Annotated in this window: 19 protein-coding genes and 3 pseudogenes; 20 read left to right on the top strand and 2 right to left on the bottom strand. The window is 39.2% G+C overall.

Annotated elements, in window-relative coordinates; all coding sequences use genetic code 11:
* Positions 1 to 1,027: 1,027 nt before the first annotated feature.
* Positions 1,028 to 1,405, top strand: a pseudogene (locus WQ54_RS35015) (reverse transcriptase domain-containing protein); the annotation flags it as partial.
* A gap of 30 nt (positions 1,406 to 1,435) precedes the next feature.
* Positions 1,436 to 1,717: pseudogene (locus tag WQ54_RS35010) on the top strand (group II intron maturase-specific domain-containing protein); the annotation flags it as partial.
* Between the two features lie 237 nt (positions 1,718 to 1,954).
* On the opposite strand, the gene WQ54_RS27425 reads toward WQ54_RS35010, so the two are convergent.
* Positions 1,955 to 2,158: a hypothetical protein gene (locus WQ54_RS27425; protein WP_046589341.1), complete on the bottom strand. Its 204-nt coding sequence runs from the start codon at positions 2,156 to 2,158 to the stop codon at positions 1,955 to 1,957.
* Between the two features lie 227 nt (positions 2,159 to 2,385).
* Between WQ54_RS27425 and WQ54_RS27420 the strand changes: the two genes are divergently transcribed.
* The 7 genes and pseudogenes from WQ54_RS27420 to WQ54_RS27390 all read left to right on the top strand — a co-directional run bounded on the left by WQ54_RS27420 (position 2,386) and on the right by WQ54_RS27390 (position 8,741).
* Positions 2,386 to 2,799, top strand: a complete 414-nt coding sequence (locus WQ54_RS27420; RefSeq protein ID WP_331435276.1) for a hypothetical protein — start codon at positions 2,386 to 2,388, stop codon at positions 2,797 to 2,799.
* 170 nt (positions 2,800 to 2,969) lie between these two features.
* Positions 2,970 to 3,758 carry a putative protein N(5)-glutamine methyltransferase gene (locus tag WQ54_RS27415; RefSeq protein WP_046589373.1) on the top strand — a complete coding sequence of 263 codons (789 nt, stop codon included), beginning with the start codon at positions 2,970 to 2,972 and terminating at the stop codon, positions 3,756 to 3,758.
* Between the two features lie 166 nt (positions 3,759 to 3,924).
* The gene (locus WQ54_RS27410) at positions 3,925 to 4,914 is read left to right on the top strand and encodes a phosphotransferase (protein WP_046589337.1); all 990 of its coding nucleotides are present in this window, start codon (positions 3,925 to 3,927) and stop codon (positions 4,912 to 4,914) included.
* A 300-nt stretch (positions 4,915 to 5,214) separates the two neighbouring features.
* Positions 5,215 to 5,436, top strand: a pseudogene (locus tag WQ54_RS27405) (VOC family protein); the annotation flags it as partial.
* Between the two features lie 247 nt (positions 5,437 to 5,683).
* The gene (locus WQ54_RS27400; protein ID WP_046589335.1) at positions 5,684 to 6,259 is read left to right on the top strand and encodes a TetR/AcrR family transcriptional regulator; all 576 of its coding nucleotides are present in this window, start codon (positions 5,684 to 5,686) and stop codon (positions 6,257 to 6,259) included.
* A 71-nt stretch (positions 6,260 to 6,330) separates the two neighbouring features.
* Positions 6,331 to 7,548 carry an MFS transporter gene (locus tag WQ54_RS27395; protein WP_046589330.1) on the top strand — a complete coding sequence of 406 codons (1,218 nt, stop codon included), beginning with the start codon at positions 6,331 to 6,333 and terminating at the stop codon, positions 7,546 to 7,548.
* 740 nt (positions 7,549 to 8,288) lie between these two features.
* Positions 8,289 to 8,741 carry a hypothetical protein gene (locus tag WQ54_RS27390; protein ID WP_231597668.1) on the top strand — a complete coding sequence of 151 codons (453 nt, stop codon included), beginning with the start codon at positions 8,289 to 8,291 and terminating at the stop codon, positions 8,739 to 8,741.
* Positions 8,742 to 9,355: 614 nt separating this feature from the next.
* On the opposite strand, the gene WQ54_RS34015 is transcribed toward WQ54_RS27390, so the two are convergent.
* Entirely contained in the window at positions 9,356 to 11,206 is a 1,851-nt protein-coding gene (locus WQ54_RS34015) for a YecA family protein (protein WP_046589328.1), read from the bottom strand.
* Between the two features lie 152 nt (positions 11,207 to 11,358).
* On the opposite strand from WQ54_RS34015, the gene WQ54_RS27380 reads away from it, so the two are divergent.
* The 11 genes from WQ54_RS27380 (at position 11,359) to WQ54_RS27335 (ending at position 22,219) form a co-directional block, all read left to right on the top strand.
* Complete coding sequence (locus WQ54_RS27380; protein WP_046589326.1) at positions 11,359 to 11,985, top strand: 5-bromo-4-chloroindolyl phosphate hydrolysis family protein; 627 nt, start codon at positions 11,359 to 11,361, stop codon at positions 11,983 to 11,985.
* A 20-nt stretch (positions 11,986 to 12,005) separates the two neighbouring features.
* Positions 12,006 to 13,139, top strand: coding sequence for a toxic anion resistance protein (locus tag WQ54_RS27375; protein WP_231597667.1), 1,134 nt, complete (start codon positions 12,006 to 12,008; stop codon positions 13,137 to 13,139).
* A 79-nt stretch (positions 13,140 to 13,218) separates the two neighbouring features.
* Positions 13,219 to 13,401 (top strand): hypothetical protein, encoded by a 183-nt coding sequence (locus WQ54_RS34010; RefSeq protein ID WP_156178198.1) that lies wholly within the window; start codon positions 13,219 to 13,221, stop codon positions 13,399 to 13,401.
* 2 nt (positions 13,402 to 13,403) lie between these two features.
* Positions 13,404 to 13,604 carry a hypothetical protein gene (locus WQ54_RS34005; RefSeq protein ID WP_156178196.1) on the top strand — a complete coding sequence of 67 codons (201 nt, stop codon included), beginning with the start codon at positions 13,404 to 13,406 and terminating at the stop codon, positions 13,602 to 13,604.
* Between the two features lie 68 nt (positions 13,605 to 13,672).
* Positions 13,673 to 14,128, top strand: coding sequence for a GNAT family N-acetyltransferase (locus WQ54_RS27365; protein ID WP_046589321.1), 456 nt, complete (start codon positions 13,673 to 13,675; stop codon positions 14,126 to 14,128).
* Between the two features lie 309 nt (positions 14,129 to 14,437).
* Positions 14,438 to 15,220 carry a DeoR/GlpR family DNA-binding transcription regulator gene (locus WQ54_RS27360; RefSeq protein ID WP_046589318.1) on the top strand — a complete coding sequence of 261 codons (783 nt, stop codon included), beginning with the start codon at positions 14,438 to 14,440 and terminating at the stop codon, positions 15,218 to 15,220.
* Between the two features lie 240 nt (positions 15,221 to 15,460).
* The gene (locus WQ54_RS27355; protein WP_046589316.1) at positions 15,461 to 16,411 is read left to right on the top strand and encodes a PfkB family carbohydrate kinase; all 951 of its coding nucleotides are present in this window, start codon (positions 15,461 to 15,463) and stop codon (positions 16,409 to 16,411) included.
* Between the two features lie 120 nt (positions 16,412 to 16,531).
* Complete coding sequence (locus tag WQ54_RS27350; RefSeq protein ID WP_046589315.1) at positions 16,532 to 17,638, top strand: alcohol dehydrogenase catalytic domain-containing protein; 1,107 nt, start codon at positions 16,532 to 16,534, stop codon at positions 17,636 to 17,638.
* Positions 17,639 to 17,856: 218 nt separating this feature from the next.
* A complete protein-coding gene (locus WQ54_RS27345; protein WP_046589312.1) occupies positions 17,857 to 19,146 on the top strand; it encodes an MFS transporter in 1,290 nt (429 codons plus the stop codon).
* A 52-nt stretch (positions 19,147 to 19,198) separates the two neighbouring features.
* A complete protein-coding gene (locus tag WQ54_RS27340; RefSeq protein ID WP_046589311.1) occupies positions 19,199 to 19,978 on the top strand; it encodes an SDR family NAD(P)-dependent oxidoreductase in 780 nt (259 codons plus the stop codon).
* A gap of 1,260 nt (positions 19,979 to 21,238) precedes the next feature.
* The gene (locus WQ54_RS27335; protein WP_046589310.1) at positions 21,239 to 22,219 is read left to right on the top strand and encodes a C-terminal binding protein; all 981 of its coding nucleotides are present in this window, start codon (positions 21,239 to 21,241) and stop codon (positions 22,217 to 22,219) included.
* The last annotated feature ends 467 nt before the right edge of the window (positions 22,220 to 22,686 follow it).

The raw sequence follows: 22,686 nt of genomic DNA, 5'->3' as shown, positions 1-22,686 counted from the left end.
TGGAGCAGCCGTCAAGGCTGAGAATCTCATGGAGTGAAAGTCTCCTGTCATCAATTGGCCGAATTCGGATGACTAGCATATCCAATGCGTGGGGAGGTAACAAACTACGTTCTGCTTGGAAGTAAAAGTCACGGCGGCCTATTCTACACTGAGAGAATAAGGTCGGAACAGTCTGTGTGGCGAGCAAACCTAGAGGCCAGAAGGAATTAACGAATACTGCAGTCCCGAAATCTACGCCCCTCCAAGAAACTGTTTCGAGGGATGATTTGCTTAGCGTCGACCTTTATCTAACGGGGGAAGACCGATTCCTTACGGGAAGAAACGGTCAAAAGCACCGTAAGGGCAGCCGGGGCACGGGTTCTAGCATCTAGGGAAAGATTCTCAGAGATAACGACGGGAAGGTCCTACTTCAAATTTGAATGGTACAAACCAATAAAGACCTATCATATAAGAGGCTAATAGAAATTGGTAGGAAGATTTAGGACTGGCGCATGAGGTCGTAGTAGCAACGAGAGAAGGGTAATGCCTTCTTAAGTGTAAGGAAATTACACTTCTATTAAGGTAACACCTATGATGGAGCGAAGGACCTCTGGGCACTTGGAATGTTTAAGCATAATAGACTCTGAGCTATTAAGTATGTTTAAACTAGCTTACAAGTAAACCTACAAATGATGGGGGAATATGTGTACCGACATTTAATCCTGCGGTTGTATGGGATGCAGATAAAGTAAGAAATCATAGTTTACGTCGCAGCCGTTACAGAGGGTTAGAAAGAACATCCATTCACTCTCTTCTAGCAACAATAGCTTGTAATGTAAAACGTATGAGTAAATTAATTACTCAAAAACGACAACGGGAGAAGTCTGCCCTTTTACAAGAATCATAGGAATAAAAAGGAGAAAACCCTCATTTATCTCTTGAATTTACCCCTTTTAACATAGAATATCCCTTATAAACACCCGGAAAATGTAAAAATCACCTAAAGAACACATTTAAACGTGCCTTTTTCGGAGGTCTCCAAGGTGGAGTAATATCTCCGATATTAGCCAATGTCTATCTCCATTATGTTCTGGACTTATGGTTCGAGAAAGTGGTTAGGAAACAATGTAAAGGACAGGCATATATAGTAAGATACGCAGATGACTTTGTTTGTTGTTTTCAACATAAAAGTGAAGCTCAGCAATTCTTCCATTCACTAAAGCTTCGATTAAGGAAGTTTAATTTGGAAATAGCCGAGGATAAAACTAAAATTATTCCCTTTGGAAGGTTTGCAGAAAATAATGCAAAGCGTGATGGGAATGGTAAACCAGCTACGTTTGACTTCCTTGGGTTTACCCACTATTGCGGGAAAAGTAAACAAGGGAAATTTCGGGTAAAACGGAAATCTAGCAGGAAGAAAGTCTGAGGCAAACTAAGAGAATCTAAAGAATGGCTAAAGACTAATAGAAATAAAAATATTCATACGATTATGGATAGATTTAGACGCTCACTTATAGGCTATTACAACTATTATTGCATTACGGATAACACTCAAATTGTTAACAACTTCAAAGAGAAAATCGAATACTTACTATTTAAATGGCTAAATAGAAGAAGCCAAAGGAAGTCCTTCACATGGGATAAATTTAATCTTTTTCTGCGTAAATATCCACTTCCTTCACCAAGAATCAAAGTGAACATCTATGAACTTAGAAAAGAGATTAGCTACATTCTGTAAATGATAACTAGGAGGAGCCGTGTGAGTTAATAGCGCAAGCACGGTTCTGTGAGGGGGGAGGAGTATAATTTACCGTAAGGTAGAAAGGCTCCCTTCTACTCGACAAGTTGAATTACTGCAGTAAGAAGATATACCGTATTAAATTATACTAACTGAGGGTTATTTGATTTCTTAAAGCTTGATATTAAATGTATCCAAAAATGAAAAACGCCATATATATGGCGTCTAACATTTTAGTTATTGATTGTTTCGATTGTTTTTTGTGTTGCCTGTTAAATTGTTTGCAGCGTTTTTAGTTGCATCAACAACATTCATTGCAATATTTTCTGTTGTTTCTAAAGCGTTATGAACTGTTTCAAATGCTGAACCTGCTGTATTCTTAATGCTCTCTGCAACACTTTTTCCATTTTGTTGATTACGATTATTTTGTTGATTAGTCATTGAGTTTCACCTCCTAAATAGGGATAGGATATGTATTAAATGATTAATTATTCTATACGAATAAATTTTCTTAATTGATGCTTAATTTCATTAGGAATGCTGCTTTTGTCATGTTTTTCTAATTGGACTAACATGGCAGGGTAATTAAAGAAGGTAGATGGAAGATCATTCAGGATTACATTGTTTTTTATGGTGAAATAAGGGAGAAAAAATTATTAGGAATATAAATGGATGGCATCCTATGGGCCAGGCTTGCTGAACAAGAATGCAGAAACAAAAAAATAAAAGGGGGACTATACATGGTTGATTTTGGCTGGCTTAATATTGGCAGTCTTGTACTGGGACTAATTGCTTGGATACTTCCAGTTGTTAAACTCATGCAAGATAACAATCATCCCCATAAAAAATGGGCAGCACTTTCCATTATGAGCATCAGTGCTTGTTCTATTTCACTATGTTTCCAGATTATCTATCACTATCATCTCGTAAAGATTGAGGATTGGTCTGCTCTTATGGACACTATGGGTGCTACGGCGTTCGTCTCAGCAGTTCTTCTAATCGTTACGATACTATTAAATGCACTTACCCTGATTGTATATCGTGAAAGAATTGCTAAGAAGGTTATTAAATCTCATTTGTAATGATGTGTATTTAAATTAAAGAAGGGCTTTGCATAATAAGTAGCAAAGCATTTTTTATTCGACTAACGATGCAGAATAGTTTAAGAAGGACTTTTCCAATTTTTAACGAATTACCTATAACAACCGTTAAAGATTGGGTGATATCTATAGGAAAGCAAATTAATTTTTATATTGATGACAAAATGAAAAAAAGTATAATCGAGAGACTTCGAAATGCCGGTTGTGTTTTTGCAGAAGAAGAGACTCAGCTTCTTATTACTGAGGCACGGACATTGGATGCTCTCTCCACTATTGTCAATCTTCGAATAACTGGTACCCCCCTTGAACATATCCTCGGTTGGGCGGAGTTCTGCGGCATCAGGATAGCAGTAGACCCAGGAGTCTTCGTCCCCCGCCGCCGTACTGAGTTTCTCGTACAAAAGGCAGTGGCCTTATCTAAACCTGGAGCCATAGTGGTTGACCTTTGCTGCGGTACTGGCGGTGTGGGTGTCGCGATAGCCAAAACTCTGGGGTGGATTGAGTTGTATGCAGTCGACATCGACCCAACTGCGGCGCGCTGTGCCCTCCGCAATGTTACTAGTCTAGGTGGTCATGTATTTGAAGGTGACCTCTATGAGCCACTACCAGTCAAGCTGCGTGGAAAAGTCGACATCCTAGTAGCAAACGCACCATACGTACCTACCGATGCAATCAAACTGCTCCCACAAGATGCACGTCTACATGAACCAAAGGTTGCGCTTGATGGAGGAGATGACGGACTGGATATTCAGAGAAGAGTGGCAGAAGAAGCATCCCTCTGGCTAGCTCCGGGAGGACATCTATTAGTAGAGACGAGCGAAATGCAGGCACCTCAGACCTTTGAAATCTTTTCCCAATACGGGCTAATACCTCAGTTGACACACTATGATGAACTGGACGCTACGATCGTAATTGGAACCAATCCCATCCCTCTAGAATAAATGCGGGAAGCTATTTTTTCGCAATAAACTTGATATTTACTTGGCGCTAAGGTTAGGAGAACTTTTTTCAACTACCAAGTAAGAAAGATGTTTTTTCCTTTTTCTGGGTTCATTGATGGCTAATCATGTGTATTTAGAAGTGAAAAGAAATTCGAGGAGATGAAGCATGGATTTTGTATTAACAGAAGAAATGGTATTAAACGACCTAATGAATACTTGTAATCGTTATTTTGGATTTAAGGTATTAGATGCTGCACCTATAAAACGCGGTTGGTTAAATTTAAAGTGGAAAATAACAACAGATACTGGTGTTTTTTTCATCAAGCAATACAACAAGGAAAGATACAAACTGTATAACTGTGAAGAACTATTACTAGTCTTCTCTCAACAAATGCGATTACATAATAGAGGTCTTCCATGCCCTAAGCTTTATTCTCATGAGGGTCAGTATCTTATTGAATCGGAGAATGGAGAACTTTTTATGCTAATGGAGTACTGTAATGGAACTGTTATTCCTCCAGGAAAATTAAATGTTCATCAAATGTGTGATTTAGGACGAGTAACAGGGTATATGCATCAATTGTTAAATGACGGTACACTTAGGGTTAAGAGCTACCCTGAATTTATCCCCCCAAGTCGTGAGGCGCGTTTAACTCATTGGGAATCTGTTTGGAATCATGCAAATAATACTGGCAAATCGCATTTGTTACCGATATTAGAAACACAGTATAAAGTAACAGAAACGATACATTTAGGAGATTTTAATCTTAATGAAACTGGTTGGGCTCACCGTGATCTCTGGGTAGACAATTTATTGTTTGAAGAGAAAAAAATAGCTGCTGTTTTAGATTTTGATAGAATGAAATATGACTATCCACAGCTTGATGTTGCAAGAGCTGTTATATCTGGAGCCTTAGATGAAAATAACTTTAATGTTTCTCTTGTTCAGGCTTTTATAGAAGGGTATAGTGAGCAACGTTTACTTGAGAAAGGTTTTATAATCAGCTCTTTAAAAATGTTATGGTTTATGGAAAGTACTTGGTGGATAAATTCAAGCATGGATCAGCATAGCGGACCTCCAGAACGTTTTGCAAAGGAAATGCTGTGGCTATCGGAAAATCAAAAAGAATTAGAGTCCATGTTAGGGAATGTATAGTATTTACTTTAATAAATAATTGTAAATGATATTCGATTATCTGATCGAGTCAATGCTGCATCATTAAACAAAAGGGCGCGTTTATTTAGGAATGTGCCTTTTTTCGTGTATTGGTCCATTTTCTAATAAAACTCTTGGTAACTTAATTGATTCATAAAAAATTGTGAAGAAATGTACTTAAAGTAGAGGAGAGCTTAAGTTTAGTAAAAAGTAATAACGGCAGCTCTTTATTTGGTTACACTAAAGTGCAGATCGTTTAACAATAACTATTTTGTTTGTATCTAATTGGAGGTTAAGACTATGAAAATTAAAGGTTTCGGTGGGGTTTTTTGGAGAACAAAAGATGTTGATTAATTAAAAAATTGGTATAAAGAAGCTCTAGGTATATCGATGGATGAGTGGAATGGTACTGTCATTAAGCCAGATGCTGACAACAAAACAATCTTTTCTTTGTTTAAAGAGAGTAGTAATTATTTTCCAGAAGAACAATCTGTGATGCTAAATTTTCAAGTAGAAAACATCGAAGCGTGGATGGAACCTATTTACTATTCTGGCTAACCTTATAATACGAACGGGCAGATTACTCTAATACCTAGCAAATGCTATTCTTTAGAAAGTGGTGATCGAAAAGCAGAGGGTCCACTAATTTCACTTAAAAGTCTGTAATCCATCTTATCCCAGCCTGAGCTAACTTTCATACCTGCAGAATATACTGGACTTATCGTTCCAGAAAAGTATATACTGTACCTACGGAAACGGAGGGAGAACCATGGGACGCTACAAAGAGTTTGATAAAGAAGCGGTGCTTCATAAAGCGATGCTCGTTTTTTGGAAGAAGGGCTACAAAGCGGCAAGCATTCCAGATTTGCTGGAAGCTATGGATCTTAGCAGATCAAGTCTGTACGAAACGTTCGGGGACAAACAAACGCTTTATATCGAGGCGATCAACTGGTACAAGAAGTGGAAGCAAGCAAAACGGGACATCCTCGTCAATGCGACATCCGCAAAATCGGGAATCCGGCAGTACTTCGAGATACACATCGATTCTGCCTTGGACGGCGAGTCGCCGAAGGGCTGTCTCATTACTAATGCAGCAGTCGGCATGGATTCGCCAGATGAGCAACTGAATGCGTTGATCAGGGAGCGGTTTGACGAGTTGGAGAAATCCTTCTACGAGCTGCTGCGCAAAGGTCAGGAGACGGGAGAAATCATGCCTGAGAAAGATATCAAGACTTTATCTTATCTGCTCTCAAACCTGAATCATAGTATAAATATCGTTGCGAAGGTGCAGGGTGACCGCAGCAAGATGCAGCAGATGATAGACATGGTGATGGAAATGCTATAAAACATTTTTTTTTTTTGCACATTCCGGAACGACTATTCCGGAAAATTTCTGGTGAGCAAAGGGGACTTTCTATGCATTCAGCTTCCATTCCAACGGAAAAATCGGTTTCGCCATCGCTGATTTTTATCCTGGCAGCCGCTTGCGGTATCATAGCGGCAAATCTTTATTATGCTCAACCATTGATAGGCTCGATCGGTTCGACCATCGGGCTCTCCTCCGGGGCTGCCGCACTCATCGTTACGTTGACTCAAGTCGGCTACGGGATCGGCTTGTTATTTATCGTACCGTTGGGAGACATCCTGGAAAATCGTAAGTTGATCCTTTCATCATTGCTCCTTACAGCCGCCGTTTTGACAATTGCCGCTGTAATCAAAAGCGCCATCCTGTTCCTCACCGCTTCACTCGTGATCGGAGTAGGTTCCGTAGCAGCACAAATCCTTGTGCCGTATGCGGCTCATCTTTCACCTGAAGCCGTGCGCGGTCGCAATGTGGGCAACGTCATGAGCGGGCTACTACTGGGGATTATGCTCGCGCGTCCCATTTCAAGCTTGGTGGCGGAGTATATGGGCTGGCGCGCCATATATTTCATCTCCGCAGCATTGATTTTCGCGCTGGCTCTTGTATTGGCAAAGGCACTACCCTCAAGGAAGCCTTCGACCGCTACTGCTTACCCGGAGCTGCTGCACTCCATGCTGCATCTGCTGAAGGCGACACCGGCATTGCGCCGGAGGGCAATTTATCATGCTTGTGTATTCGGAACGTTCAGTTTGTTTTGGACTACAGTTCCGTTGGTATTGACAAGTCCGCCGTTCTATTTCACTCAGAAGGAGGTCGCTCTGTTCGCATTAGTCGGGGTAATGGGGGCAATTGTGGCTCCAGCGGCGGGCCGTATGGCAGACCGTGGATGGGTTCGCCCGGCTACGGGATGGGCATTGGCCATCGTCCTCTTTTCCGGGCTGCTTCCCTTGCTGGTTCCATCAAGTTCTGCACTCGCAGTCCCCATCCTCGTAGTTGCGGCGATTTTACTTGACATGGGGGTTTCAGCCAACATGGTTCTCGGGCAGCGGGTGATTTTCTCTTTAGGAGCGGAATTTCGCAGTAGGCTTAACGGTTTGTATATGGCCATATTCTTTTTAGGGGGCGCTATCGGCTCAGCGGCAGGGGGATGGGCTTACGCAACGGGGGGCTGGGAGGCGGCACTGCTTGTCGGAATCGCCTTACCGGCCATCGCCATGGCGTATTATGCGACGGAGTTTTCGAGATTAAGGAAGGAAAATCTCATTGATTGAGGAGCACAGTTGAGTAATCCACACTTTCTAAGCTAACGAAAAACGTTAGTTCAACCATTTTAAACAACTTTATTTCCGACCCGGCCCATATCATAGGCCGGGTTTTCTGCTTTTTTAGTGGCCATTTTAAACAACTTTATTATCAAGCAACAGTAAGAAGAGGGATTGATAGTTCAAAGTTAGGTAGTAAAATAGAGGAGTTTTTAAATAATCAGAATCCAAAATAACTAGTTCCTTAGTCAACATAAGGAGCTTTTTTGTTCAACAAAAGGGGCAGGTTACTTCAATAAGTCATTGGATTTTTATAGTAAAATAAAGAGGATAATTGATTATTTTCTAGCTTTTTTATATTGCTTAGATTTATAGTCTTTCGCAACTAATTAACTTGGTAACTATAATACAACAGTAATCAGAAATAGTAAGGGTGTTTATAGACTTTACAGGAACACTTTATTCAAGGGGGGATTTTTATGAAAGAAGCAATAGGATATTTTTTAATATTTCAGGCGGTTTTAGCTGGTTGGGAATACCGATATATGTTCTAATTTTGTTAATTGGAATTGCTGTACTGGGTGTATTCTTAATAATAAAGAAAGAGTAACTTTTTAAACAAACGGGTGCTTTGCTTCAATAAGGAGCAAGGCATTTTTCTTTTTCAATGAACGGGGAGTTTAATTTAATAACTATATGAGTAACCTTTTTGTCATTTTATACGTCTCTAACCATAAAGGGGGTTATTTATGAACAAATTTCTTTTTATATTAGTAGTTCTTTTTGGTCTTACCATTATGGGTTGTTCAAAAGAGGGAATGTCAGGAGAAAAACCTCCAGAGGTATATATAAAAATTGGTAATGAAAAGTATGAAACAAAACTTGGCACTTATTGTTGGAAAGGTGTATGTGCTGATACGGCTGGACCTGTTGATCTTTTAAAGGGAAAAGAACCTATTAAAGTAATTCCTGGTGAGAAAATATTTTTTATAATGGACTATGAACCAAAACCAAATGAATTCCATCTTATACAGATTAATGAAAAGAATGAAAATGAAATCTTGGTTAAAGAAAATGGTTTTTCCGCACCTACACAAAAAGGGGTTTATTATTATTCTTATGGTGTATGGTGGATGGATGAAAAGGAAGAGAACCTATCTCATGGAGATGCTTTTTATGCATTCGTTTTAGAAGTAAAGTAGCTTTTATTAAATTATAGGGTGCATTAATTAATATACCAGTTTGTAGGATCTTCGGTTGGAGATCCTTTTTAAATACCAATAACATCGCTTATGCTGACTAGATTTGTAGGCATACCCCTTTAGTATCTTCTTCAATAACGTAAGCAGGATCGTTTAATAAGAGTGGGAGTGGGATTTTATTTTATAGTTATAATTTTGATAATAACAAAAAAATTAGGCATGATATGAAAACTGAGACTAAATTCGTAATTGGAACTTATACTTTCTTCTTCTGTTCTTTTATAGTTTTATTGATACAAATTGGAGTAGTGAGAAATTAAATTATTCCATTTATGGTGTTTGGGTTTGCTTGTTGTGGTTGGATATATCAAAGTCTCAGACAGTTTTATCAAAGGAAAATTACCTTTGGAATAATATTTTTGCCATAATCTTTAGTTTACAGTTACAAGTGTTTTTGATACTCAATAGAAATATTAACGTAAGCCTTTTGAACAAATGGCAGCGAATGTTCATCAAGAAAAAAAAGAGAGGTACATATTATACATGACTAATAGGTATCTCTCTTTCATTTTGACTTGGTCTTAATCATTAAACAAGAATTAGACCCTTTCCTATCATACAGTCACACTTGTCTCAAGAGAACGAAGCAATTCCTCTTCCGTTTCCTTCGTTACCTTCACGACTGTTTTTGATAAAGACGTTGATTTCTGCTGTTGATCAAGCCATTTGGCAATTGCCTTCGTTGTGCTGATGAAATCCTTAATTGCTGTTTTCGTTAAGATTTCATATAAACCAGTGAAATCCTTTGTGAAAACGCGTTTCCAAAAAGCTTGGTCACAGTTATCCCAGCTTGTCATGTTTGATTGCTCAAGAATGAGTCGTAAGTCTTCTAAGCTGCTTCGGTATTTTCGAATCGTATTTTCAGATTTTCCTTCTGTTTTTTCCCTAAAGAAGGTAATGAAATCCTCAGCATAGAAATTATTAATCGAATCAGGTGTGAAACCTAGCTGTTCATAGTAAGGAATGTCCTCTTTATTAACAGCTTTTGTTCCTTCATCGCGATTAGCAGCATCCAGCTTTTCAATCTGTGATTTTCGTGCTTCACCGCCTGTTACAAACGGAGAGAGCGGGAGGCCTAGTTCTCTGCGAATTGAATTATAGTCAGCCGTAGCGGTCGCTTCTTTATATTGTTGTTTAACTCCTTGATACGTATTGTATTCCATTTGCTTCAGCCAAAGCTCCGCCTCTTCGACTCTTCCTTCATCCATTAATTCTTTAATCGATAATCCGTTAAATTGTCGGATAGGTTTATCGAATTCTAAACGAATGTCATGCTGTGCGTAAAGGCCAAAGTATGGTGGTGTGTCAGGCTCTAAAGACAAGACCATATCTCTGATTTCCGCTTGGACAGGAATGGAGAAGGTCTTTGTTTTTTCTTCGATAAATGTCAAAGCTTTCAGGTCAAGCAAGCTTTTAATCATCTGTTTGAATTCCTCTACACGGGCAGAATCCAAGCTTGTAAACTGTAAATCGCCATTTTCTAAAAAGATCTTTCCGTAGATCTCAGCGATAAGAACCGGACCTGAAACTTCTGTATCTGTATAGGAATACCAGCTGTCAATCCAGCTGCATAGCTTTTTCTTTTCTTCCCATGTATCAATGATAAATTGTTCATAGCTTTGTAAAAAGCTAGTTACAGCTGCATCATTTTCCACTTTGTAGTGCAGTAAATAATCATGAATGTCTCTCGTTTCTTGACGATCAGCTTCCTGATCCGTGACAAGGGATGCTAGAATTTCCGGGAAGTAATCATTCAAGACCTGCTCACGGCTTTGCTTTGTTGAATCCATTAACTCTTCAACCTTTTTCATGGCTCTGCTAAGGCTATTAGGATCTTCAAAGATACGCACACCATTAAAATAGAAGGAATCATTAAACGGTTCAAGCAGGGCAAATGTGCCATACCAAGGAATAAATGCAGGATCCGTGTCCTTTAATATAGGTACGCGGTATTGCTCTTTCGTATCCAAATCTTCAAAGACAATGATCTCCTCGTCTTTATTAACAGCTTGGACGAATTTAGGTGTTAGCTCTTCCCATGTTTTCGCCATTTGTGTTTCTTCTTCTGTCAGGCGTGACTCTTGGTTAAACCATTCGATGCCGCGGAGTCCGTTTTCAAAACGATGGAAGAAAAACAGCCAAAATTCAAAAAAGCCGGTTTCATACGATCCCTTAATGGCATGAAGCGTACGTTTGTTAAATTCGGCTTGCAGCTGGTAATATTGAGTTGCAGATACTTTTTTTGTCATAAAATCTCTTAACTTTAACACAAGCAGGTGCTTGCTTTGGAGAAAACGTTCTTCCTTTACTTCTTGGATTTGAACGACGTTTGCTTGATTTAAGCAGCATTTCTTATATTTTTTTCCGCTGCCGCAAGGACACGGATCATTACGTTTTACTGTCAAATTGATCACCTATCATTTTTTTTTATGCCATATGTGATTTTAGTTGAAGTTACCCAACTATTCAAGTGATTGTTTTTTCCTGACCGAAATGAAACTTTCTTCCCGCACTATACGTACTAATATAGTAGTTAAAATAATAGGAGTCGATTCGAATGAAACAATTCTTTCATTTTTTATTTCGTTCATCAACAGCTGCTTTTTCTTCAGGTACAATTTGGCTTGTTAGTTTTTTTCCTTTAGATCAGCCCTTTCTTTATTCAAGCGGGTATGCGCTGGGCGGGGGCGGGCTTGTTTACCTGACAATGAAAGGAATCACATCCCGGCGTTTTTTAAAGCAGAATCAGCTTACGAGGAAGGAATACCTCTATATTAAAAAGAATTTAGAGGAAGCGAGCAAAAAAATCAGCCGGCTTCGTAAATCGCTCTTACAAGTGAGAACCATTGGTTCAATTAAACAAAATATCGAGATCATTCGTGTCGTTAACAAAATATACTCCATAACAAAAAATGAACCAAAGCGATTTTATCTAGTAGAGCCATTTTTTTACTCACACTTAGATTCAATGGTAGAAATAAGCGAAAAATATGCATTTCTAGCAGCACAGCCGAAGAAAAATGCGGAGCTGAATATTTCCTTAAGTGAGACGCGCAGGACGATTGAAGAGCTTGCGGAAACACTGGAAAAGGATTTATATGATGTGCTGGCTACAGATCTTGATCATTTACATTTTGAATTAGACGTTGCAAAGCTTACAATCGATAAAACGAATAAAAAATGACCGTTGGAGGGTATTGTCATATGAGTAACCAAAATGAACTTGATGAGTTGCTTGCCAATCCATTTGGCGACACTGAGATTGTGAATCATGACCAATCTGCATCAGCAAAACCGGGCAGACTGATTGATGTTTTACCTGAGGAAAATCGTCAAAAGGCAATCCAGCTTGCTGAGCAAATTGATCCGAAAAACCAGCAAGCGATCTCCTTATATGGAACACAAGCGCAAACAAAGCTGATGAATTTTTCCCATACAATGCTTGACCATGTACAAAAAAAGGATAGCGGCGAGATTGGCGTCATTATCAGTGACCTAATGAAAAAGCTTGAACAGGTAAGTCCCGATGACTTAAAACCGGTTAAACGCAATATGCTCTCCCGAATGTTCGGGAAAATCTCAAACTCCGTTCAGGAAGTGCTGTCAAAATACCAAAAAACCGGCGCACAAATCGACCGTATCAGCGTCAAGCTTGAGCACTCGAAAAATGACCTGCTCAAGGATATCAATGTCCTTGAACAGCTCTATGATAAGAACAAAGAATACTTTCATGCGTTAAACGTATATATTGCAGCAGGGGAATTGAAGCTTGAGGAATTGGAGACAAAAACCATTCCTGAATTAAAGAAAAAGGCAGAATTGACGCAAGATCAAATGGCCTTCCAAGAGGTAAATGATTTAATGCAATTTGCCGACCGCCTGGAAAAACGGACACATGACCTTGTGCTAAGTAGGCAGATCACGATGCAAAGTGCACCGCAAATCCGCCTGATCCAAAGCGCGAATCAGGCATTAGTCGAAAAAATCCAGTCGTCCATCACAACAGCCATCCCGCTTTGGAAAAACCAAGTGGCCATCGCGCTCACCCTGCTTCGCCAAAAGAACGCGGTTGAAGCTCAAAAGCTCGTCTCAAAAACAACAAATGACCTTTTATTAAAAAATGCAGAAATGCTAAAAATCAATACACTCGAAACAGCAAAAGAAAACGAACGAGGTCTTGTCGATGTCGATACGCTGAAAAAAGTACAAGATCACCTAGTCTCCACGCTTGAAGAGACGCTCCGCATTCAAGCCGAGGGCAGGGCAAAACGCCTGCAAGCCGAGCAGGATTTAGCTTCCATGGAAACAGATTTAAAGAAAAAGCTGGCCAGGCTGTGAATAAGGGACATTAGAGAGTATGGAGGTACTCTCTTTTTTTATGGGGTTTTATATATCGGCTAGATTGGGATAGGGAACGGTGGGACGTAGAAGCATATCGCGGAAAAGGGTAGATATATTGCGGAATGAGGGATGTCCGTGGGTAGCAGAATATCGACGAGATACCGGATATATTGGCGGAACCAAGGCGATATCGGTGAAAAATCGGATATATCGGCGGAATCGTGCGGATATCGGCGAAAAACCGAATATATCGGCGTAACCATGGAAGATATCGGCGAAAAATCAGATATATCGGCGGAACCTTGGGGATATCGACGAAAAATCAGGTATATCAACGGAACCAAGGCGGATATCGGCGAAAAACCAAATTTATCGGCCGTAACCATTGGAGATATCAGCGAAACCACGAATGAAATCGGCAAAGCAATTTTAATACCGATTCAAATGCATACCAAAAGATAGAAAAAAATCCATAAAGTTGCCCATGCAAGATATAATGGAAGTATCAAAATAATGATGGGGTGATGTATGTGGAAATAAAATTAGATGATCTATCTGGAGCAAAAGTTGCAGCTTTAATCGGGGAGCATCTTCAAGGGATGGCTCTCCATTCACCGCCAGAAAGTATTCATGCCCTTAATCTTGATGGCTTAAAGCACCCAGACGTGACATTCTGGAGTGCATGGGAGCAAGATGAAGTAGTTGGCTGCGGGGCGCTTAAGGAGCTTGATGACATACATGGGGAGATAAAATCGATGCGAACGTCTTCAGCACATCTTAGAAAAGGGGTTGCTAGAAAGATTCTCGAACATATTGTGGCAGAGGCGAAGCAGCGGGGCTATCAGCGGCTAAGCCTAGAAACAGGTTCGATGGCTGCCTTTGAACCGGCAAGAAGGCTGTATGAAAGCTTTGGATTTACTTATTGTACTCCGTTCGCGGATTACAAAGAGGACCCAAATAGTATGTTTATGACCAAGGCATTATAAGCAATTGAATTTTTTTAAACCCTCTTTTGTTCTAAGAGAGGGTTTTTATAATGGAACAAAAAATCTGGGGTTTTAGCAGGATGATTTATTCAAGAGTCTAACAATAAATCTGAAAAAAACGAAATAAAAAACAAAATAAAAACACGTCTATTAATTGGTATTTTATACATAAAAGTGAATAATATGTTGTTGTTTCTGTGATAATACATTAAAATCACATTTAACAAACACAAAAACTAAATAAAGAAAGAAAAAGACTTAATTATTGATGAATAATCATGTTATTAACAATAGAAAGGAGGAACGGTAATGAGAGACAACAAGATTGCGATAGAGAGACAAAAAGAGATTTATTCCTTAATTGTTCAAGCTGGTACGGTTCGTGTAACAAATCTTAGTAAGCGTTTTAAAGTAACTGCGGAAACGATTCGGCGAGATTTAGAACAAATGGAGAAGGATGGGCTGGTACAAAGGATACATGGTGGTGCTTATTTAAATCAGCAGGAAAATAAAGAAACAACACTTTTATTTAAACAGGATCACTCCAACCAAGAATCGAAACAGGCTATTGCTCAAGAAGCAGCAAAACTAGTTACATCAGGGGCTATTATTGCACTTGATAGCAGTGATATTTCGTACGAATTAGCTAAAAAACTAGTAGATATAGATATTACCGTTATTACAAACTCGATCCCGGTAACGTTGGAATTTTTAAATAGGAATGATAATAAAGTGAAGGTCATTACAGTAGGAGGGTATTTAAATAAAGAGATGTCCTCATTTATTGGAACGATGACAGAGAAGTCGATAGAGGTCTATAACGTTGATATGTTCTTTTTTTCATGCAGCGGCTTCCATCTTGAATATGGAGTATATGAAAACAATGAAATGGAGGCACAAGTTAAATACAAATTTACGACCATTTCGGAGGAGAGTATTTTGTTAGCTGACAATGAGAAATTTGGGCAGAAATCACTAAAAAGCTTTATAGGAATTGATAAGATTAATAAGATCATCATGGATCAAGGTGTTGCTATTCATAATCTAACCGCATTAAAAAATAAAGGCATTCATGTCCAAATTGCTAAATAAATGATGTTTAATAGTTTGTAAAAAACAACATATGACAAAAATCAAAAAATAAAACAAAGCCATTTCATTAATTGGTTTTGTTTTGTTTTTTTTATGGCATTTTGCTTGAAACACCAAAAAAAGTTGATATGATAAAGTCATCAAGCACAAAGTCCTACAGTGATAGAAAAGATGTGAGATTCATCTAGTTTGAGACAACAATGAATTCGCTTACAAAAATTAGTAATGAAAGGAATAGCAATGAAAATATGTGTAATTGGTAGTTTGAATACAGATATGGTCATTATGACGCCAAATGCTCCTGATCGGGGAGAGACTGTCTTTGGAGAAAAGATGGACGTTTTACCTGGTGGCAGAGGAGCAAATGCTGCAACAACCATAGCCAAACTTGGTAAAGATGGGATGCTTGTCGGCTGCATTGGCCAGGATCCATTTGGTGATAAGCTGATTGCTGAATTAAAGAAGAATCATGTGGATGTATCGAACATCAAACGAACAATGCAAACTTCGACAGGAACGACCATTATTATGATTGATTCTTTAGCGATCAATACGATGGTGGGGATTAGCGGAGCTAACTATTATCTTACCCCAGAGGACATAGACGCTTCTGTAAATGAATTTGAAGAATGTCGAATTCTTTTGGCGCAAATGGAAGTAGCGGAAGAAACGATTGTTCATGCGATGCAAAAGGCTAAACGCAACGGGGTCTTAGTTATTCTCGACCCTAAGCCTGCAAAGAACATAACCATGAAAGTATTGGAAGCAACAGATATTATCATTCCGAATGAGCAGGAAACCAAATATATGACTGGAATTGACGTGGTTGGCATTGATGATGCGATCCAAGCTGGACGCTATTTTGAATCTCTTGGCATTTCACGATCAATCATCAAAATGGGGCAGCGAGGCGCTTTAGTTTATACGCCGGAGAGAGCGGAACATATAGCAGCTATTCCAGTTAAAGCAGTGGATCCTGTTGTTGGCGGTGCGTTCGCTGGTGCCTTGGCTTGTGCGCTTTCTGAAGGGAAGGATCTATTTCTTGCCACAAGATTTGCAAGTGTGGTAAGTGCGCTAAAGGTTACGAAATTTGGTGCACAAGTAGGCATCCCAACTTTAGACGAGTTAAACGAGTTTATTGAGGAAAACAATCTATCTAACTATTTAAATGGATTTAATACCCCATTTTAATAAGTGATTAGCTTAATTAATAGGCCCGGTGAAGGGAATCTGTTATAACAGGAGAACGGAGCTGTGCCTTTAATTATATAAAAACAAAGGAAACTTTTTATTCAGGAAAGGAGAATAGGTATGTCAAACGTATCTGAAAAGGAGAAAACAACTAGGGATCATATACCAGCGGAAATGAAAGCGGTTGTATGTTATGGGCCAGGGGAATATAAGCTTGAAATGATCGAAACTCCATCCCCAGAAAAAGGGGAGGTCCTTATTAAGGTAGAAGCCTGCGGTATATGTGCTGGTGACGTAAAAGCATGGGATGGTGCCCCAATGTTCTGGGGAGGCGATGGTCAACCTCAATATGTTAAAACTCCTGTCATTCCTGGCCATGAGTTTGTTGGAATTGTTGTAGAGACGGGTGAAGGTGTAACAGAATATGCGATTGGTGACCGCCTTATTTCTGAACAAATTGTACCTTGTACAGAATGCCGTTTCTGTAAGCATGGACAGTATTGGATGTGTGAAAAACATGATATCTATGGTTTTCAATATAATGTAAACGGGGGTATGGCTCAATACATGAAATTTCCTGTGAATGCCATTAATCATAAAGTACCGCATGATTTGCCTTTAGAAAAAGCGATTTTAATAGAACCCTATGCTTGTTCAATGCATGCTGTCAATCGGGGAAATATTCAAATCGGTGACTTCGTTGTGATATCCGGTGCGGGAACCTTGGGATTAGGAATGGTGACTGCAGCAAAATTAAGAGGACCAGGAACATTGGTTGCGATTGATATGCGTGATGACCGATTAGAGCTTGCTAAGGAGTTTGGTGCAGATATCGTCCTCAACCCATCAAAGGTAAATGTTGTGGAAGAAATTAAAAAACTGACCGATGGTTATGGATGTGATGTTTATATAGAAGCAAGCGGTGCACCTGCAAGCGTCATACAAGGATTGCATGCTATTCGCAAGCTTGGACGATTTGTGGAATTTAGTGTGTTCTCTAGTCCGGTAACGGTTGATTGGAGCATCATAGGGGATCGAAAAGAACTTGATATTTTAGGTGCTCATTTAGGGCCATATTGCTACCCGCATGTGATTAAAGGAATAGCTTCAGATGAATTATCAACAAAGGGTGTCGTTACACACCAGCTGCCTCTTGAGGAGTATAAAAAGGGATTTGAAATGGTGAAAAAAGGAGACGAATCGTTAAAAGTTATTTTAATCCCTTAAAAGATTAATAGGGTTCATAAAAGTCGTGTTCATGATCAATTTGGCAATGCGACCTGCCAAAATGAAGGAAGAAAACACGTTGCGAATGTTTTTTAGAGAACAACGACTTGAACCCCATTTTCTTCCTTTAAGGAATAAACTTCAACTAAATTATATCGATTAATCAAATAAAAATCTATCTATTAAAAATATAATGATAACCTCTAGGAGGAAAAAATATGTTTAAGAGCGTATCATCTTCTCAATCAAAGCAAATCTTTGGTTTGCCAATTGCTCTAATTTGGGGGTATGTGGCAATTGCCTTCTTTATGACAGGAGATGGCATTGAACAAGCCTTTTTATCAAAGTATATCGTAGATTTAGGGTTTTCTACTCAGCAAGCATCATTGGTATTTACCGTTTATGGGCTAACCGTGGCGATCGCAGCTTGGCTTTCAGGTGTGACGGCAGAAATTATCGGGCCACGCCGTATCATGATATGGGGCTTTGTGCTGTGGATCATTTTCCATATCGGTTTTATCACATTGGGTCTTGAACAAAAAAGTTATGCAATGATGATCACCATGTATGGAATTCGAGGAATTGCTTACCCAATGTTTATCTATGGATTCGTCGTTTGGATCGCCTATGCGGCTCCAAAACAGAGACTAGCTTCCGCAATGGGATGGTTTTGGTGCATGTATTCTGTAGGAATGGGCGTTTTTGGCTCCTATCTTCCAAGCTTTTCGATACCGATGATTGGATTTATGGGGACATTATGGATGGCCATTGCTTTCATTGCAATTGGCGGACTAATGGTTATGTTTTTAATCAAAGATAATTTTGAAAACTATAAAAATGATAAAAATAGCAATGAGAACAAGTTCCGTGAGATTTTAAGGGGCATTACCCTTGCCTTTGAAAACCCGCAAATTACAATGGCATCCGTTGTTCGGATCATAAACCAAATTTCTTTATATGGCTTTGTCGTTATTTTACCGATCGTGTTTACCGATCAAATTGGCTATACGATGTCAGAATGGCTGCGTATTTGGGGAGCTATTTATGCGACGACAATCTTTACAAACTTAATGTGGGGTCTTCTTGGAGACCGCATTGGCTGGGTTAGACAAGTGAGATGGTTTGGCTGTATCGGTATGGCAATTGCCACACTCTTATTCTATTATTTGCCGATGTCTGTTGGTCCAAATCTAACAGTTGGATTATTTGTTGCGATCGTTTTTGGAATTGCCATAGCGGCCTTCGTTCCAATGTCTGCTATTTTTCCGACACTTGAACCAAACCATAAAGGTGCAGCAGTATCCATGCATAATTTATCAGCAGGCTTAAGTAATTTTGTTGGTCCGGCTCTTGCTACTGCCATAATGCCATTGGCAGGTGTTGAAGGCGTGGTATGGGCATTTACTGTATTGTATATTGTTGGCTTTATCATCACTTTCTTTATGAAAGTAAATCAACCAGCTAATGGATCGAATGAAGACAGTCAACCTATTCAACTAGCAAAATAAGATTTAATATTCGCAAAATGAAAGCGATACCAAATGTAAGTGAGGGAATTAAATGAACGTTTTAGATAAATTTAGCCTTAAAAACAATGTATCGATCGTGACAGGAGGGGCTATGGGATTAGGTAAAGCCATGGCTGAAGCATTAGCTCAAGCTGGTTCAAATATTGTCATAGCCGATTTAAACCTTGAGGAAGCACAGAAAACAGCTGATGAAATAAAAAGAAAGGAAGGAATAGAAGCAATTACGATCGGTGTGGATGTAACAAATGAGACTCAAGTAAATACCATGGTGAGCGAAGTGATGAACCATTTCGGGAAAATAGACGCGGTCATTAATAATGCAGGAATCACTTGCTTAGAAAAAGCTGAAGATATGGCTTTTGAGGATTGGAAGAGAGTTATGAACGTTAATGTAAATGGTGTCTTTTTAGTATCAAAAGCGGTTGGGAACATCATGATTAAACAACAGAAAGGCTCCATCATTAACATATCTTCCATGTCAGGAATCATTGCCAATACACCGCAAGGCCAAAGTTCATATAATACGTCAAAAGCCGGTGTGATCATGCTTACGAAAAGCCTGGCAATGGAATGGGCGAAATATCATATACGAGTAAATACAATAGCCCCGGGTTATATGAAAACAGAACTTACAAAACCATTTTTTGAGGAAAATGGAGACATGGTTAAAACATGGATGAGCCTAACACCTATGGGGAGGCCGGGAACTCCTGATGAACTAGGAGGAATTGCGTTGTACTTAGCTTCTGAAGCTTCTTCATTTGTTACAGGAAGTGTATTTTCTGTAGACGGCGGCTACACAGCTATGTAATTTTTATAGGAATGAGAATATAGGGAAGACCGCCTTTTTAAAAAAGGCGGTCTTTTTTAGCATACCAGAAATTATACGTAGGAGAATAACATGAGCTCCACAGCCCAGACGACTGGTGAACTTTTTGGAAAATGAATTCCTGAAGTAGTCTATTAAAGGAAAAACTACAGAAAGAGAAGTAAAGAAGAGTCTAATAGAGGTTTTTAAAGGACAAAGCCGAGAAAGAGAAGTGAAGAAGAGTCTAATAGGAGGTTTTTAAAGGACAAAGCCGAGAAAGAGAAGTGAAGAAGAGTTTCATAGGAGGTTTTTAAAGGACAAAACCGAGAAAGAGAAGTGAAGAAGAGTTTCATAGAAGTCCTCTCAAGGACAAAAGCCAGAAAAAGAAGGGAAGAAAAGTCCCATAGAAGTTCTCTCAAGGACAAAAACAAGAAAGAGAATCAAAGAAAAGTCCCATAGAAGGCCTCTCAAGGACAAAACTCAAAGAGAAAAGCGAAGAAAAGTCTCATAGAAGACCTCTCAAGGACAAAAGTCAGAAAAAGAAGCGAAGAAAAGTCCCATAGAAGGCCTCTCAAGGACAAAACCCAGAAAAAGAACCAAAGAAAAGTCCCATAGAAGGCCTCTCAAGGACAAAAGTCAGAAAAAGAAGCGAAGAAAAGTCCCATAGAAGGCTTCTCAAGGACAAAACTCAATGAGAAAAGCGAAGAAAAGTCCCATAGAAGGCCTCTCAAGGACAAAACTCAATGAGAAAAGCGAAGAAAAGTCCCATAGAAGACCTCTCAAGGACAAAAACAAGAAAGAGAATCAAAGAAAAGTCCCATAGAAGGCTTCTCAAGGACAAAAGCCAGAAAAAGAAGCGAGGAAAAGTCCCATAGAAGACTTCTCAAGGACAAAAGCCAGAAAAAGAAGCGAGGAAAAGTCTCATAGAAGACTTCTCAAGGACAAAAGCCAGAAAAAGAAGGGAAGAAAAGTCCCATAGAAGGCTTCTCAAGGACAAAACTCAATGAGAAAATCGAAGAAAAGTCCCATAGAAGTCCTCTCAATGACAAAACCAAGAAAAAGAATCAAAGAAAAGTCTCATAGAATCCAAAAAAATGAGAAACCCCCCACACCCTCCCAATTGGTAATCATGATGCTTATCAGGATTTGATCACACTTTTAATTTTACGGAGGATTTATCTAATAAAGGTTTTTGCAGGGAAATTCCCATGAAAATAGAATCAATACCATATAAGAAGATAAGTGCCAATGGGAGGGAGCATAATGGAAAAATATAAAGTAGCAGTAACAGATTATGAATATAAAAACTTACAGATTGAAAAAGAGATCCTAGAAAAAGCAAATGTGGAATTGATCATAGCGCAATGCGATACAGAAGACGAGGTGATTGCCGCGTGTAAGGATGCAGATGGGCTGATTAATCAATATGCACCAATTACACGAAAGGTTATTGAAAGCTTGCCGAATTTGAAAATTATTTCAAGGTACGGGGTAGGAGTTAACACGATTGATGTAGAGGCTGCAACAGAAAGAGGTATTATGGTTACAAATGTAAGTGATTACTGTGTTGATGAAGTGGCAGATCATGCCTTTAGCCTACTGCTTGCTTCAGCACGAAAAATCGTTCAATTGAACAATGCGGTCAAACAAGATGTGTGGGATTACAAGCTGGGAATGCCGATCTATCGTCTCAGAGGACGAGTGCTTGGACTTGTAGGGTTTGGAAAAATCCCGCAAAACTTAGCTGTGAAAGCGAGAGCCTTTGGGTTGGAGCTATTGATTTACGATCCGTATATTTCTGATGAGACTGCAGATAAATATGATGCTAGATTAGTAGGTTTAAATGAACTAATGCAGCTTTCTGATTTTATTTCCGTTCATGCTCCTCTTACAAAGGCAACGGAAGCGATGATCAGTGATGAACAGTTTTCCCTTGCGAAGCCGGAAGCATTTATTATCAACACATCAAGAGGTCGTGTCATTGATGAACAAGCGTTAATTCGTGCTCTTGAAGAAGGAAAAATTGCTGGTGCCGCTTTAGATGTTATTGAACAAGAACCAATTAACCCAGCAAATCCGCTGCTAAAAATGGATAACGTTATTTTGAATCCGCATATCGCCTGGTACTCTGAACAATCTGAGGTCGAACTAAGACAAAAGGCCACCCAAAATGCCGCAGATGCCTTACAAGGTAAACGTCCAAAATATTTGATGAATGATGAAGTAATCGAGTTATCAAAATAGTCAAAAGCAGACGTATATTTCCCGGAAAATACATCCTTCGACTGAAAATGACGGTAACGGAAACTATTAATTGACAAAGATGGAGTTTTCATTAATTGAAGGATACATAAAATGTGGACAGTCCCCCTTAATTGGGAGACTGTCCACATTCCTAATTTATGGAGTGCTTAATTGGCGCTCAATTATTCTTTGTGGTGAGTGGGTCTTGGTGGGTTCTGTGTCGTTATTGAATGCATAAGTACTGCCAAGTGAGCAAATGACAATGAAGATAATAGTAAAGATTACTAGCTGTCTTGTATTCACAATTTCCCCTCCATAAGTGAGACGTTTCTAGCATCATTTTTGTCATTTTTCCCCCTTTATAATCCCCCTTTTTAAAATAAACCACTTAATATGTTTACCCAAAATATGTTCAAAATCACGTTATATGTCATTTACTGTTCATCTTCTGTTCATGTTCCGATTGT

This window comes from Bacillus sp. SA1-12 (genome assembly GCF_000981385.1).
Classification (GTDB): Bacteria; Bacillota; Bacilli; order Bacillales; family Bacillaceae; genus Metabacillus.
The sequence above is the reverse complement of the archived record's forward strand: the minus strand, read 5'-3'. Positions and strand labels throughout refer to the sequence as shown.